This window comes from Cohnella suwonensis (assembly GCF_042655365.1).
Taxonomy (GTDB): Bacteria; Bacillota; Bacilli; order Paenibacillales; family Paenibacillaceae; genus Cohnella; species Cohnella suwonensis.
The window spans coordinates 1-14,709 of sequence record NZ_JBHSMH010000006.1 but is presented as its reverse complement, the minus strand read 5'-3'; the positions used below and the strand labels follow the sequence as shown (position 1 = coordinate 14,709).

At 54.8% G+C, this 14,709-nt stretch carries 15 protein-coding genes and 1 pseudogene; 1 reads left to right on the top strand and 15 read right to left on the bottom strand.

From position 1 onward, the window contains the following. Positions 1 to 458 precede the first annotated feature (458 nt). The 10 genes from ACFPPD_RS04885 to ACFPPD_RS04840 form a co-directional block, all read right to left on the bottom strand. Entirely contained in the window at positions 459 to 1,262 is an 804-nt protein-coding gene (locus ACFPPD_RS04885) for a carbohydrate ABC transporter permease (RefSeq protein ID WP_209751728.1), read from the bottom strand. Beyond that, positions 1,259 to 2,215 (bottom strand): carbohydrate ABC transporter permease, encoded by a 957-nt coding sequence (locus ACFPPD_RS04880; RefSeq protein ID WP_209751730.1) that lies wholly within the window; start codon positions 2,213 to 2,215, stop codon positions 1,259 to 1,261. The genes ACFPPD_RS04885 and ACFPPD_RS04880 overlap by 4 nt, the downstream gene beginning before the upstream one ends. A 21-nt stretch (positions 2,216 to 2,236) precedes the next feature. After that, entirely contained in the window at positions 2,237 to 3,625 is a 1,389-nt protein-coding gene (locus ACFPPD_RS04875; RefSeq protein ID WP_209751732.1) for an ABC transporter substrate-binding protein, read from the bottom strand. Between the two features lie 144 nt (positions 3,626 to 3,769). Then, positions 3,770 to 5,506, bottom strand: a complete 1,737-nt coding sequence (locus tag ACFPPD_RS04870; protein ID WP_209751734.1) for a cache domain-containing sensor histidine kinase — start codon at positions 5,504 to 5,506, stop codon at positions 3,770 to 3,772. 7 nt (positions 5,507 to 5,513) lie between these two features. Continuing rightward, positions 5,514 to 7,079, bottom strand: coding sequence for a response regulator transcription factor (locus ACFPPD_RS04865; RefSeq protein WP_209751736.1), 1,566 nt, complete (start codon positions 7,077 to 7,079; stop codon positions 5,514 to 5,516). 196 nt (positions 7,080 to 7,275) lie between these two features. Next, positions 7,276 to 8,097 (bottom strand): hypothetical protein, encoded by an 822-nt coding sequence (locus ACFPPD_RS04860; RefSeq protein ID WP_209751738.1) that lies wholly within the window; start codon positions 8,095 to 8,097, stop codon positions 7,276 to 7,278. 115 nt (positions 8,098 to 8,212) lie between these two features. Further along, the gene (locus ACFPPD_RS04855) at positions 8,213 to 8,827 is read right to left on the bottom strand and encodes a Uma2 family endonuclease (RefSeq protein WP_209751740.1); all 615 of its coding nucleotides are present in this window, start codon (positions 8,825 to 8,827) and stop codon (positions 8,213 to 8,215) included. Between the two features lie 209 nt (positions 8,828 to 9,036). Continuing rightward, a complete protein-coding gene (locus ACFPPD_RS04850) occupies positions 9,037 to 9,243 on the bottom strand; it encodes a cold-inducible protein YdjO-related protein (protein ID WP_209751742.1) in 207 nt (68 codons plus the stop codon). Positions 9,244 to 9,274: 31 nt separating this feature from the next. Then, the gene (locus ACFPPD_RS04845; protein ID WP_209751744.1) at positions 9,275 to 9,439 is read right to left on the bottom strand and encodes a hypothetical protein; all 165 of its coding nucleotides are present in this window, start codon (positions 9,437 to 9,439) and stop codon (positions 9,275 to 9,277) included. 2 nt (positions 9,440 to 9,441) lie between these two features. Next, on the bottom strand, positions 9,442 to 9,660 hold the full coding sequence (locus ACFPPD_RS04840) for a hypothetical protein (protein WP_209751746.1): 219 nt from the start codon (positions 9,658 to 9,660) through the stop codon (positions 9,442 to 9,444). On the opposite strand from ACFPPD_RS04840, the gene ACFPPD_RS04835 reads away from it, so the two are divergent. Then, entirely contained in the window at positions 9,616 to 10,008 is a 393-nt protein-coding gene (locus tag ACFPPD_RS04835; protein WP_209751758.1) for a glutamate--tRNA ligase family protein, read from the top strand. The genes ACFPPD_RS04840 and ACFPPD_RS04835 overlap by 45 nt on opposite strands. Before the next feature lie 320 nt (positions 10,009 to 10,328). Here the strand turns inward: ACFPPD_RS04835 and ACFPPD_RS04830 are convergent, their stop codons facing one another. The 5 genes and pseudogenes from ACFPPD_RS04830 to ACFPPD_RS04810 form a co-directional block, all read right to left on the bottom strand. Then, complete coding sequence (locus ACFPPD_RS04830) at positions 10,329 to 10,772, bottom strand: SRPBCC family protein (protein ID WP_209751748.1); 444 nt, start codon at positions 10,770 to 10,772, stop codon at positions 10,329 to 10,331. Continuing rightward, the gene (locus ACFPPD_RS04825) at positions 10,765 to 11,085 is read right to left on the bottom strand and encodes an ArsR/SmtB family transcription factor (RefSeq protein WP_209751750.1); all 321 of its coding nucleotides are present in this window, start codon (positions 11,083 to 11,085) and stop codon (positions 10,765 to 10,767) included. Before ACFPPD_RS04825 ends, ACFPPD_RS04830 begins: the two co-directional genes overlap by 8 nt. A gap of 416 nt (positions 11,086 to 11,501) precedes the next feature. After that, complete coding sequence (locus ACFPPD_RS04820; RefSeq protein WP_378081371.1) at positions 11,502 to 12,500, bottom strand: glycoside hydrolase family 53 protein; 999 nt, start codon at positions 12,498 to 12,500, stop codon at positions 11,502 to 11,504. 173 nt (positions 12,501 to 12,673) lie between these two features. Continuing rightward, a pseudogene (locus tag ACFPPD_RS04815) lies at positions 12,674 to 12,991 on the bottom strand (helix-turn-helix transcriptional regulator); the annotation flags it as partial. Positions 12,992 to 13,406: 415 nt separating this feature from the next. Continuing rightward, positions 13,407 to 14,366: an alpha/beta fold hydrolase gene (locus ACFPPD_RS04810; protein WP_209751756.1), complete on the bottom strand. Its 960-nt coding sequence runs from the start codon at positions 14,364 to 14,366 to the stop codon at positions 13,407 to 13,409. Positions 14,367 to 14,709: the final 343 nt, after the last annotated feature.

Sequence of the window (14,709 nt, the reverse complement as noted above, 5' to 3'; positions counted from 1 at the left end):
TACTGGCGGCGTGGCTCTCGCCTTTCCAGGCAGGGTTTTCACCTGCTAAGTTACTCAACCTACGCTCGGTCGCTTCTACCTTTATCCCTTCCGATCAGGACCGATCAGGAGGTAACGCCTGGTGCAAGGGATACTTGCTTTTAAATTGCCGATGACCCGTTCCATTCTAATATGAAACGGCAAAATTGAACGTGATATCCGGGAATCCGTTCTCCATTCTCCAATCATAGCATTCAAAATCCGCTGATTGGTTCCTTCTGAGGCAAGGGGATAATAGTACGATTGTTCCAAAATGACACGAAAATGAGGTTACGACTAGATGAGTAAATGTCCATAAAACTTCTGATAATTTGAAAAAAAACGCATCCGCCCCGTCGGAGCGAATGCGTACGAGTTTCCCGGCTTAAGCGCGATGAGAAAAAGCCGTGCCTTTATGGGGTATAGCCATACGCCGGCGCTTATCCTTTGACCGCTCCGGCTGTCAATCCTTTCATAAACGTTCGCGAGCCGAGAATGAACAAAATCAGCACGGGCACGGTCGTCATCGTCAGAGCGGCCATCCTCGCCGCGTAATCGGTCCGGTGAACGTAACCGAGATTCGAGATGAAGATGGGCAGCGTGAACCATTCGGCCTTATTGATCGTGACGAGAGGCAGCAGGTAGTTGTTCCACGACCACAGGAAAACGAGAGTCGCCAGAGTCGCGAGTCCCGGCTTGACCATCGGCAGAACGATGCGCAGCAGGATGCCCGGCTCCGAGCAGCCGTCGATGCGCGCGCATTCGAGCAGGTCGTTCGGAATCGAATCGCGCATGAACTGAATCATGAAGAAGGCGCCGAACGGGAAAGCGGCCCATACGAGAATGACCGGCCATAACGTATTCCCGACGCCGATATTTCTCATTTCGATGATGTACCCGATCAATCCGACCTGCGCCGGCACCATCATCGTGAGCACGACGAACGTCTGCAGCCATTTCCGCATGCGGAATTCGAACTTGGCTATGGCATAGCCGATCAACGTGCTCGTAATCAGCGCGAACATCACGGAGCCGACCGACACCATCAGACTGTTCCCGTAAACCCGCCCGAAGTTCGTATGGAACACAGTTTTCAGGTTTTCGACCAAATAATCTCCCGGCAAGATCGGAATTCCCTTGAACAGGTCTTCATTGTAATGCGTACCCATGACGGTCATGATGTAAAAAGGAAACAAGGAGAGCAGCGACACGACGGCGAGACAAATCCACATGAGCGCCTTCATCGTTTGTCCTCCTTCGGAGCCGTCAGACGATAACTCAGCATCGAGAAAATGACGATCAGCACGAACAGCGAATACGCGATCGCCGAAGCGTAGCCGAATCTCGTATTGGAAATGAACGATTCGTCCACGAATTTCCAGATGACGGTAAGCGCCGTATTGTCCGGACCGCCGACTTGGGCCGATCCCGACCAGCCGCCGTACAGCAGCTTCGGTTCGTCGAACAATTGCAGCCCGCCGATGACGGACGTGACGACGAGAAAAACGGTAATATTGCGCAAGAGGGGCATCGTGATCCGCCTGAACGTATGCAGACCGGTGGAGCCGTCGACTTTGGCCGCTTCGTATACGTCCTGAGGAATGACCGTCATCCCCGCCATGTAGATAATCATGAAATAGCCCAGATTGCGCCAGACGACCATCAAAGCGATAACCGCCCGGGAGGTCCACGGATCCTGGAGCCAGTAGAAGCCTTCCTTCAGCCATCCGAACTTCACCAAAACCAAATTCAAAAGCCCGACCTGCCAGTCGAAGATGTAGGAGAAGATAAACCCGATGGCGACGGGCGTCGTGATATAAGGCAGCACGTTAATCGTTTGAATCAGGTTCTTGCCGCGGACCAAATGAAAGGTCCAGTAAGCGAGAAGCAGGCCAAGGATCATCGTGACAGGGATGAACATCGCCATCATGATCAACGTATTCCACAGCGATTTCAGGAAGAGCGGGTCGTTCGTCCACAATTGGACGTAGTTTTTGAAGCCGATGTACGTCTTGGCGCCGATGCCGTTCCAGTCGTGCAGGCTGAGCACGAACGAATAGACGACGGGATACAATTGGAAAGCCGCGTAGGCCAGCACAAACGGAAGAGAGAAAAGATAGGGCCACATGCGTGGCCCCCATCTCCGTTTGCGGGATGCGGCGGAAGAAGCGATCGTTCGTTGCGCGTTCACGGTCATCCCTCGTTCAGGCTGGTTTTTTTACTTCACGGTGGCTTCGGAGGCTTTGTTTTTCAATTCCGTCTTGAACTTCTCGAGCGCGGCGTCGGCCGTGATCGAGGTATCTTTCGTCCACAAAGGATACAGGGCGTTAAATACGCCGTCGACGACGGAGTCGTATTTGGATTGCGGCTGCCCTTTCATGTCCGGAACGATTTTTTGCAGGAAGTATTGAGCCAGATTCTGTCCTCCGAAAAACTCGTCGTAGGCGCCCGGCGCTTCGAATAACGCTTTTTGTTTCTCGTAGAACGATTTGTTGCTCGTCATGTTGCCGAAAGTTTTGAAGCTGAACAGCGAGCCTTCTTCAGACTGATAGGCGAATTGGACATACGCCCACGCCGCTTCCTTTACCTTGCTGTCCTTGTAAATCCCGATCGCCGTCCCGCCGCGGGTAAAGCCGACTTCCGGCGCCTTCACGAGACCCCAGCGTCCTTTGCCTTCCGGATCGTTGGCGGAAATATGCCATTTCGGTCCCCATGGCGCCATCGGATAGAACATGAACTCGCCTTTGGCCATCGAAGCGGACCAGGCCGGCGTCCATAGCTCGTTCTTGCCGAGAATGCCCGCATCCCGCATCTTGAACAGCGTCTCGATCGGCTTCTGCAGCTTGGCGGTCAAATCGACTTCGGTGCCGTCCACGTAAGGCACGGTATTTTGGTTGCGGAGCACGAGGAAAGCGTCGCCGAGACCCGGGAGCATGAGCGCTTTTCCGCCGCTTTTTTCTTTCAGCTCGACGCCTTTGGCGATGAAGTCCTCCCAGTTCGACAACAGCTTCTCCAGCTCGGCCGGATCGTCGGTGCCCCAGTACTGCTTGGCCAGGTCGCGGCGGTAGGCGAAACCGGCAGGCGTAATGGCCTGATCGACCGCGATCACTTCGCCTTTGGAGTTGGAAATGTAAGGTACCGTGTAGTCAAGCACGCTGCTTCTGTCGAAGTTGTATGGAGCCGCTTCCAAATTGTCGAGCACGTCCAGATCGAACAGCTTGCCGCGATAAGCTTCTTCGCCGAGGATGACGTCCGGCACGTCGGAGCCGGATGCGATTCCGCTCTGCAGCTTCTGCAAATAGTCGTTCGGGTTGACGACGGTCACTTCCACTTTGATGTTCGGGTATTTCTTGTTAAACTCCGGAATCATCCCTTTATCGAACGCTTCGTCCCAGTCCCATACTTTGACCGTTCCGCTAAGCTGCGTCGGATCGGCGCTTGCCGGCGCGGTTCCCGATGCGGGCGCGGATGCGGACGGGCTGGCGGATGGCGCCGCGGACGATGCCTGCGATTCGCCGTTGTTGCCGCCGCAAGCGGCAAGCAGGCCCGCCAGCAGAGCAAGCGAGGTAAAGCCGGACAACACTTTGGAAACACGTTGGTTTTTCACTTTTACAGTCCCCCCAGGTTAGTTAGAGTGCGTGTTCAACAACCTCTTATAGAAAGCGCTTCCCGTAAACAATCGTACTCCCTGGGCCGGGAGCGGGTGAACGAGTCAAAACGGCGATTTTGTATAAAATCCGGCGAAAGCGCTTTATTCCTGTTCCGTCAGCGGGATTCGAAGGCGAACGATCGTCCCCGCTCCCTCCGCGCTTTCGATCTCCAGTCTGGCGGACATGCCGAAAAACGTCTGCAGCCGCTCCCGGATGTTGGAGAGACCGATGCCTCTCGTCCGTTCGGGCTCCAGTTCTTTCAGGGAAGGTTGATCGTCCGCCGCCGAAGACGACATCCCTTGCCCGTTGTCTTCCACCTCCAGGCACAAATAGCCATCGTCCGAATAAGCGCGTACGACGATCCGTCCGTCCTCCCTGTCCGAGGGGACGATTCCGTGCACGATCGCGTTCTCGACGAGCGGCTGCAGCGCCATGCGAGGCACTAGCTTGTCCAGCAGCGCCTCGTCCGCCTCCCATTCGAGCCGAAACCGGCCGGGATAGCGGGTTTGCTGAATAAGCGCGTACTTGTCGACGATTCTCTTTTCGTCTGCGAGCGGCGCCCTTACCGCGCCTTCCCCGGTCTTGATCGTGTCCTGCAAAATCCCGATGAGCGCCTGCGTCACTTCGATCGCTTGGCTGTTTCTCTTAGCATGGGACAGGTAGATGACCGTATTAAGCGTGTTGTACACGAAATGCGGATTGATCTGGGCCATGAGGAGATCGATCTGCATTTTCCGTTTCTGCTTCTCGCTCTCGATCGACGTCTCGATCAAATTTTTCAAATCGTGCACCATCCGGTTGAAGCCGGACCCGAGAATTTCGAGCTCGTCGCCGCTTCGAATCGTCACGTGAGTGCCGAGATCGCCGACAGCCACCCGCTTCATCGCATGGGTGAGCCGAGACAACGGTTTCGTTAGATTGACGATGATAGGCAGCATCACGACAAGCGTAAAAAATATCCCGCACAATATAATGACGATGTAGAAGTAAAAAATCCGGTTGATTTTCTCGAACAGCCTGGTTTTGGAAAGGAGCGCCGCTTGCTTCCATCCCTGGTTCATCGCCTCGTCGGTCAAGACGATTCGGCTCGCGTCCTCCCGGAACGATTGACCGGCCGCGACCGTCTCGGACACGAATGCCGCGTCGGTCCGCGGCAGACCGTTTCGGGTGGCGAACAAAGGAGCGCCCGAACCGGTATACAGCTCGATCTGCTCGAAATCGTGCGCGCTCTGCAGGAAGACGTTGGCGAGCTCGGAGTACGCGATATCCAGAACCAGGTAACTGTACGGAGACTCTTTGTCCCCGATGGGACGGAATTTCAGCACGTAGCTGAAAACTTGCCGGTTGCCGCTAAGGAAGAAAAACGGATGAGGCACGGAATATCCGTTGCGCGAATCTTTCATGTTCAAGAACCAGTCCTGCTTCAAATACTCGGCGAAATAGTCCTCGTATCCGCTGTAGTTGGAATAAGTCTCCCCGTCGGGCCGGACGAGCAGCACGTTCAGAATGAAGTTGTTAAGCGCGACGAACCGCTTGAGCTTCTCTTGCGTTTCTTGCTTCCGGAAATAATTTTCTTGGATATTCCCGCTCGGCGGCTTGTAGATCGACGCCGTAATTTCCTCGTCCGAGACGATGTATTCGGCCGTCTTCATGACTTGTTCCTGAATTTTCTTGAGCTGGAACGATACTTGAGCGAGCTTGGTCCGGCTGTCTTTGATGGACTGCTCTCGCACGATGCCTTTGGCGTAGTCGTAAATGAAAAAGCCGCTGAGCACGAGAGAAATCGATACTACGAGAACGGTGCTGGCGATGATTTTCGTGCGGATCTTCATGCGCATCGGGAAGTCACCTCGGCTTCTCCATATATTCGAGCGGATTCATTCCCGTCGTCTTGCGGAACACCTGGCTGAAATACTGGCTGTTGCGGAAGCCGACGCGCTCCGCGATTTCGTACACCTTGAACTTGCCTTCTTCGAGCATCCGCTTGGCTTGTCCCATGCGAATATCGGTCAGCCGTTCGAGTACGGTTTGGCCCGTCTCCTCTTTGAACACGTGGCGAAAATGGTCCCGGCTGATCCCCAGATGGCGAGCGATCGAATCCGCCCCGACCTCTTCGTCGGCGTAGCGCTTCTCCATATAGTCCAGCGCTTCCCGCACCTTGCGGGAATAAGCGTTCTGCATCTTCCCGCCGGACGCAATCGCCTCCATTTCCGACAATAACCAGCTCCGGATCGCCTCGCATGACGTTAAGGACGAGAACGGGATCCCCCCCTGCTCCGACAACTCATGGAAAGAAGGCATACTCGCCGCGGCCCGGCTGCGATTCAGCATGGCGGCCAACTGCCTGCACATATCGGAGAACCCCGCGAGATCAAGGGATTTCGCGGCTTCGTCGAACAATTCCGCCAGCGCCGTCGCGGCGTCTTCGTGCCTTTGGGCGGACAGCATGTCCCGGATCGAGCCGACGCCGTCTTCCCAAGCGAGCCGCTTCGGCTTCGAGTTGTCGGGCCTCATATCGTTCAACCGGAACGTATGACGGGGGCGGAAAAAGACGGAAAGGGAAAGCCAATGCAGCGATTCCGCCACTTTCCCGGGGATTTCCGCGTAACCGCGAACGTTCGAAGCGACCGCGATCGACGCCGTTCCTCCGGTTAGCCGCTCCATCCGGTCCCGCGCCGCGGCGGCCCTTTCTTCGAGAAGTTCCCGCATTTTCCCTTCCCCGCGGCCGCCGGAATCCCCGAACACGAGAGCGAAATGATGCTCCTTCATTCGGACCGCGGCCAGCAACCCTTCCGCCGCTTCTTCCGGCCAGTCGGACGGCAATTCGGCGACCGCCGATGCCGGCGCGAGTCCCGCCAGCAGCGCAAACGGGCGATCCGGCTGCAATACGATCAGATGAAAGTAGTCGATGCCGGCGCCGGTGTCGCGGCCGGCCATTAAAACCGGCCCTATTTTATCCGACGCGGGGCCGCCCGCGAGCCAATTGCCGAGCAGTCTACTTCGCTCCTCCTCGCGCCGGCGCCTGTCGTTCTCCAGTTCCCGGAGCAAGCTTTCCAATTCGCGCGTCAGCGTTTCCGCATCCATCTCGTGCTTCACCCAGTAGTTCGACAAGCCGAGCTGCAGCGCTTCCTTGGCGTAATCGAATTCCTTATACGAGGTCAGAAGAACGATTTTGACGGTTAATCCGTCCGCCAATAATTGCTTGCTTAGCGTCAGCCCGTCCATTCCGGGCATGACGATGTCGATAATAACGAGCTCGGGACGATGCTTCCGGACGAGCTCCGGTACTTGGGAAGGCCGATCGGCCGTGCAGACGATCTCGTAACCGAGCCGCTCCCACGGAACCAATTGCCGGATATGCTCGATCGCAAGCACTTCGTCGTCCACGATCATCGCGCGAACCGGTTTCAACTTGAGCAACTCCCCTTTGCGTGACTGAACCATTTTATTATCATATCGGAAAATAGGAAGGACCGTCAGGAATAAATTCATTCTCCCTGACGGTCCTTTTGTCTTGCGCCTATATTGTAAGACAACATTTCCGAATGGGTCGCATATCGGAAACCGCTCTTCGCGGCGGAAGACCCGAGTCCTTTTGTTCGATCCCTTACCTCAAGAGCGCCAGCATCTGCACGACCGGCCTGCCGTCGCCGCTCAGCCGGATTTCGCGGCTGCGGAGCTGGGAAGAGCCGTCCCCGTCGAGGAAGACGCCGTTCTCGAGCTTGCCGTCCCCGACCTTCTCTACGATCGCCTCGCGGAAGTCGGCCAACGTCCCCTTCGTCGTCCCGACGATCAAGTACAGATCGCCGGCCGTATCGTAGACGGCGGCGGATCGCAGCCGATCCTCGAACGGATAAGGCGCGTTCTCGGCGGCGATCCGCTCCAGCCATAGATCGTCCCGGTCCAAGCTCATGCTGATCCCGCCTTGCGCCCAATAGCGCGATCTGTCCGTCACCGCGAGAGCCTCCGCCGAGCCTGCTTGCTGAACGTCCAACCGATCCGTAGCCCCGTCCCAGACGAGAGTGCCTCTCTCGTATTTGACGTTGGCGGAGCCGGCGCCGTACGTGCCTTTCGCTTCGTTAACGGGCTTGTCGTTCACGACGGCGATGCTCAGCAGCGCTTCCTGGTAGAAGAAGCCTCCGTTCACGCCGTAAAACGGAGAAATCGTCACGTTGTTATCTATCGCTTGTAGCGTCACGTTGGACGGTCTCGTCCGCAGGACGTGCAGCTCCATGCCATTGGTCGCGACGAATCGGGTATAGACGTACTCCTTCGGCATGTTTAATTCCTCGTCCTTGGGGACGTTCCCGCCGCCGCGGGTCGCGAAGACGAGCAAGACGGCGAGCATCGCCGCGAGCGCGATGACTCCCACCACGATTCGCCGTCCGTATTTTCGATGAATCGTTATCGTTTCGTTGGAGATGTTCATTTTCCAGGCGAACCTTCCTGCTACCCAAAGCCTTTTCCTCCATTATTACCCCTTGACCGTTCCTGCCGTCAAGCTGGTTCGTGATCTGATCGGTTGACGCGCCGGTTACGACCAATCAGTTGGAAGACAACAGCCTCTGAATGCCAGTGCCCTTGAACAAATCGCTAACGAGGAAAGATACGCAAGGCAACTTGTCCGACACGACTTGATCGTCGCCTTCGAACAAGTCCTCCAGTTCGTACATCTCGCCCTTCAAAACATGCCGTTCGATCGTCCTCGCGTCCAAGTCGACGATCCAATATTCGGGCACCAGGTAACGCGCGTAGAGCTGCAACTTTTTGATTTTGTCCTTCTTGCGGGAGCCCGGGGAAATAATCTCGGCGAGAAGATCGGGAGCCCCTTCGATGCCTCGCTTCTTCACGATGTCCATTCTGCTGACGTGTACGAGCATCACATCCGGTTGAACGACGTCTTTCTTGCTGAAAATCACGTCGAGCGGCGCAACGAAAATCATGTAGTCGGAATTACAGGTTTGCTTCAATACGAATTGCATTTCTCCGCTCACGCTCTGATGAATCGTGTTCGGACCGGACATCATCTCCAGCTTCCCGTCGAAAATTTCGTACCGCTTGCCGTCGTCCGGCATCGCCGCATACATGTCGTACGTAACCGTTTCGTATCCGGCCAACTGCTCCTTGATCCGTTCCTCGTCTTTCTTTTTCTTGGACATATTCCTTGGCTCCCTCCGGACGTAAAAAGCACCCCGACAAAGCAACACGTCTGTGTCCGGCTTTGGCGAGGTGCATCCCCGATTTGTTCGATATGAGACCATTATGTCCAAATAACCTAAATCTGTCAATTGCTCGACCTTATTCGACCTTATTCGTACTGACCCTCGGGTAGACGAAAGCGCGCGTCTTCTGCCGGGCGGCCGAGGCGTTAGGCTTTGTTCCTAGGCGCGGCCTTATGTTTGTTAATGAGCTTAGGTAAATGTTTAATGCCGCGAATCATTTTGCCTTTGCACATCGGGCATTCCGGCATTCCGGAGCTCGCCATTTCGTCGCGAATCCAGACTTTGCATTCCTGATCGACGCAGCGCCAGATCGGCACGGCCGACAGGTCCGGTTTATCCGAAGTTTTATTCAACTTTCTTTCCTCCTCCGCTTTCGTGCTTCCGTTAGACGATCTCTCTCTTCCCGCGGAGTACGTCCTCCTCGACGTTCGCTTCGAATAGGTTGCGTACGAAGTCGATCACGTAACCGATGAAAAGATTGCCCGCTCCCGATTTCGCCTGTCCATTCTCGCTCCTATCGTCCCCGCTTGTCAATGAAGCGTCTTCCAAATTTATTCTCCTTTTTCTGTAAGTCCCAGAAGACGTTCCGTATGCCGCGCGAAATATCCGGTGAAAATACGTGTAACTGCCGAGCTCATGACGAAATAATCGCCGTTCGGCTTGACCGGCTCTCCGGGCGCGCCGATGATTAACCGGTACTCGTCTCCCGGCTTGAAAATCAGCAGATCACCGGAGAAAATCTCGGCGATCGCCCCGTCGATCAGCGCCAAGGCTACTGCCGCTCCCTGACCGAAGAGGAGCGCCGGGCGAAAGCAACGGGCAAAGAGCCAGCCTGGCGTTTCCCGATGCCGGAGCGGACGATCGCGTTCGATGTCCTCATGCTCGGGGCGCAATCGTTCGACGGGGCGGCGCCTGGCGATTTCGTCGTCAAACGCGCGGACGGCATGTTCGGTTACCAGTTGGCCGTCTCCGTCGACGACGCCGCGATGGGCATTACCGACGTGCTGCGCGCCTGGTTACGCTCGCGTCGAGTTTATTCGGACATAAGAAAGCCAGTCGGCACCGCGCTCGCAAGCGCCGGTTACGGCTGGCTTCTTTTTATTAGATCGCGGACTTAACGCCCTGCCTCCCATTCGACAGGTTGTTCCAGGATGATCCCGTCCGTCTCCCCCCATTGGGTAAGGCCGTTCTCTTTGGCTTGAATCACGATAAAATGCAAATCTCGTTATGTTTATGTTTGTGATAGAAGGGGACTTCCGCCTTCGGGGGCAGATTATTGAGCGAGACCTCCATGCTCGTAAGCGCCAAGATATCTTTCAGAAAAATTTTACCTTTCAGATTGCCTTCCGTAACGTTTCCGAAATTCGAAAACGCGCCCGCATCGTTAACGGAGTAATTCGCTGGATTCGGCTCCAATCGGCTCACCTCTCGTATTAGATTAAAATGCCGGCAAGGTTTTCCCCGTTTCGAGCAGACTCTTCAAATTGCTGAGAATGACAGGCCAGCCGTTATTGAATCCTTCTATCTTGCCTTCGTCTTTGCGAATATCCTTTTCCAATAAATCCTCGTGTCGGAGCGTCAGTTTCATCGTAGCGTTCATGGGCGTTAATTCGTATGTAACCTTAGAGAATCGCTCTCCTTCAACGTCTTTGACGCTCCACGTAACCGTGAGTAAGCGATAAGGCTCGCAAACGAGAACTTCGCCATGATGCTCGACCTTGTCTTTGCTCGTCAATTTAAATCCGGAACCGACTTGCCAATCCGAAACGATTTCGCGGCCGAAAAAATACTGCTTGGTGAATTCGCTGTTAGTAATGGCTGCCCAAAGCTTCTCGGGCGTCGTCGCGATGTAAGTCGTATACGCGAACGAAGTTTTATTCATCATTAGAACCCTCCTCTAAGGCTTGCTTGAGCGTGTTTAATGCTTCGATCCGGTGACGCTCGAACTTGCCGATCCAGCGATCGTAAATTTCCCCGATAGGCACTGGATTCAAATAATGAAGCTTCTCGCGGCCTTGCCACGCGACAGTAACCAGATTGGCCTCTTCCAGCAGCAGAAGGTGCTTCGTAACGGCTTGACGGGTCATCGTCATTTGTTTGCAGAGCTCTCCCAAGGATTGACCGTTGTTCGCATACAAGAGGTCGAGTAATTGTCTGCGCGTTCCATCGGCTAGCGCTTTAAAGAGTTTATCCATATCTGCATTATATGCAACCATTTGATTGCACGTCAAGGCTTACTGATAAAAAAACCGCCTCGCCCGATTTTGTAACCAAATCTTAATCTGGGCTTCACGTTCCTTTCATGTTCCGGGGGTAAGATACATACATGACCCCCCTTTGAAATATAAACCTTGAGGCTTGCGGCCCGACGCCGCGAGCCTCCTTTTTTTGCTCGCGACGACCAATCGTATAGGATGCCCGATAATCGCAATGAGTTTTCCATTTGTTGAACCGACTCCGACATCTTCAGTCGTTGGAGTCGTCTTGCGGAGGCGAATCGGCAACGATAGACGTGAAACAAATAAGTTCTGGTTCGTGTTGATTCGCGCAAAAAAAGGCACTCCTCTACAGTCCGCATAACGGTAGAGAAGTGCCTTGCCTATAAAATCGATTAATTCAAGAAGCCATCGAGAGCAATCGTCGGTTTCATGTTCGACTGCCATGCGCCTTTATTGTAACCGCCGTTATAGCCCGGCGTAGCTTGCGGTTCCCAATAAAACACGCCCTGGCCTTTGCCTCCCGAAAGATTGCGAACCTTCGTCTTGATATCGGCAATGAAGCTTTTAGCCGCCGAAGCCTGGTTGTAGTCCATGCCGATCTCGGTAATGATAATCGGCTTGCCGTAGCGGGAAATCATATTGTTCGCGTTGCTGATCGTCTGGGTCACCTTCGTCGACCAATCGGATGCGGACGGGTACAACGACATGCCGATGATATCGAAATTGGCGCCGTTATTGATCAAACCCCCGATGTTCCAGACGAACAGCGCGTTGTCGTAACCGTTGGACACATGGACGATCGTCTTGGTCGAGCTGCTGATCGACTTGACCGCGTTGTTGCCGGTGTTGACCAACCATGCATAGTTCTGCATGCTGACCGATGCTTTGCCGTCGTTCCATAACATGCCGTTGTTCGTCTCGTTGCCGATCTGAACCCAGTCTGGCGTGACTCCGTAGCTTTGCATCGTCGTCATCACGTAACGCGTCCAATTCCAGACCGCGTCCATGAGCTGTTGGAACGTATACCCCGCCCATGCCGCCGGCTTCGTCTGCTTGCTCGGATCCGCCCAAGAATCGCTGTAATGCAGCGTCAACATGACGCTGAGCCCCTTGTCCTTCGCCCGCTTGGCCAGAGCCGCCGCGCGATCGACGGTCATGTAGCCGTTACCGTAATCGGAAGAAGGATTCACCCATACGCGGATACGGACGGAGTTGATTTGGTAGTCGTTTTTCAGAATGTCCAGTATGTCCCTTTGTACGCCGTTCTTATCCTTCCATTTGTAGCCTTGGGCCTCCATGCCCGGTACCCAGCTAATGTCCGCGCCTTTGGCGAAGGCCGGCGCGGCGACGGCTTCCTGCGGCCTGACGGCTTGAACGAATAATACGGACATGATCAGCGCTACGGCGAGCAGAAAGCCCGTCGTTTTCTTCCACATCTGATTTCCCCCATTCTCATTGGATTAGGGACGTTACGATCCCCTTTCATTAGTGTAAGCGCTTCACGAAGGCGAAGACAGGATATTATCGATAGATCGATGATGTTTTCATAACCTGGCAAGCTCCTCTAACGAGACCGGTATTCGCCCGGCGTCATTCCGTAATGCTTCTTGAACGTCTTGCTGAAAAATTGCGGATTCCGGTAACCGAGCTCCATCGTAATGTCGCCTATTTTTTTGCCCGTGTGCCTCAGCAAGTACAGCGCCTTCTCCATCCGTATCCGGATGATGTAATCGCCCAGGCATTCTCCGGTTTCGCGCTTATAAATCCTGGACAGATAGGCGGGATGCAACCGCACTTTATCGGCGATCGTTTTCACCGAAGCTTCGCGCGTGGCCTCTCCCGTCACGTACTGTTGCACTTGTCTGATCAAATCGCTTTTCGAACGGAGGACGCTCTCTTGAAGCAGTCCATCAAGCCGATCGACGAATTGCCCGACTAACGACATGGCCTCCTCTCGCCGATTCGATTCAAGCAACCGGATCGTCCGCGTCAAATAGTCCAGCATCTCCCGTTGAAGAGCCTTATTCGGGTAATCGAAGTCGGAGTGTCCGGACAATAACGTTCCGATCATTCGCATCTCCTCCCGTCGTCCGTCGCGCGGCGACGAGTCCGACGCCGAGTCTGAATACGCTTTCAAATTAGATTATAGAGGATGCCAGGATTTAACAGTATGACGCTGGATTATTATTTTCTTGGCTAGATTACGCACAATCAAAGGGCGGTCAGTGCAGATTCTTGAACGCATTAAAAAACCTCCGAAGCTCGGCAAACCAAGCTTCGGAGGTTTTCGCAACTTATTAATCCTTCAAGAAAAACTGTATCGTCTTGTCCGCCGATCCCGGCAGATGCTCGTGACCGAAGTCCGGATAGACGACCAATTGCTTCGGAGCCGTAATCTTGTTGTACGCCGCGAATTGCGTGGACGGCGGGCAGATCGTGTCCATCAGGCCGACAAGCATCAAGACGTCGCCGCGAATGCGGTTCGCGAGAAACTGCAGATCGATATAGCCGAGCTTCTCGAAGATTTCGTCTTCCCGCTCGTGCAGCGGATCGAAATGCCGGAAATACGTTCTCAGTTCCTGATACGCGTCCTTGGCCAAATCCATTTCGTACGTCCGTTTATAGTCGCACAAGAACGGGAACACGGTAGACGCCTTCTTCACGCGAGGCTCGAGCGCCGCGCAAGCGATCGTCAGCGCCCCGCCTTGAGAGCCGCCGTGCGCGTACACCCGTTCCGAGTCGACTTCCGGCAATCCCATCGCGATGCCGGCGAGCTGCGCCGTGTCCAAGAAAATATGACGGAACAGCAGGTTGTCCGGATGATCGTCCAGACCGCGGATGATGTGGCCTTGGTGCGTGTTGCCCTTGACGCCGCCGACGTCTTCGGACGAACCGCCTTGGCCGCGGCAATCCATCGCCAGCACGGAATACCCGAGCGAAGCGTATGCCAGCTTATCGTTCCAGTCTCCGGCATTGCCCGTGTACCCGTGGAACAACACGACCGCCGGGTGCGGTACGGCCGCCCCTCGCGGACGCACGTACTTCGCGTGGATTCTCGCCCCGCGGACGCCCGTGAAATACAGGTCGAAGCATTCGGCCTGCGGCGTCTGGAACTCGCTAGGCACGAACTCGACTTGCGGATCGACCGCGCGCATCTCGGCGATCGCCCGATCCCAATAGGCGTCGAAATCGGCGGGACGCGGATTGATTCCCTGGTACTCCTTCAACTTCTCTAACGGCATGTCGACTAACGGCATTAACGATTGACCTCCCCATGTCCGATCGTCGGATCGGCGTTCTTAGGCTTAACAACATTTCCACTATAATCTCTTTGCCGAAGGTTGGCAAAACAAAATCCCCGGGAACGGACCTCCCCCGGGGATTCAACCAAGCTTACTCTTCCAACCGCAGGATGCTCGCTATTGTGCCACTGCCGGACACTTATGTAAACTTATATTAAGTTGCGATCACGTTCGGCTCATCCTTAAGCATGTTGCGAAGCGCAAGCAAAAACGCCTTCGGCGTCCTCTGGGCGCTGAAGAAGCTTTGCGGAGACGATTCAGAAATGGATAAGCGTGAAACTTATACATTCTGGTAGAG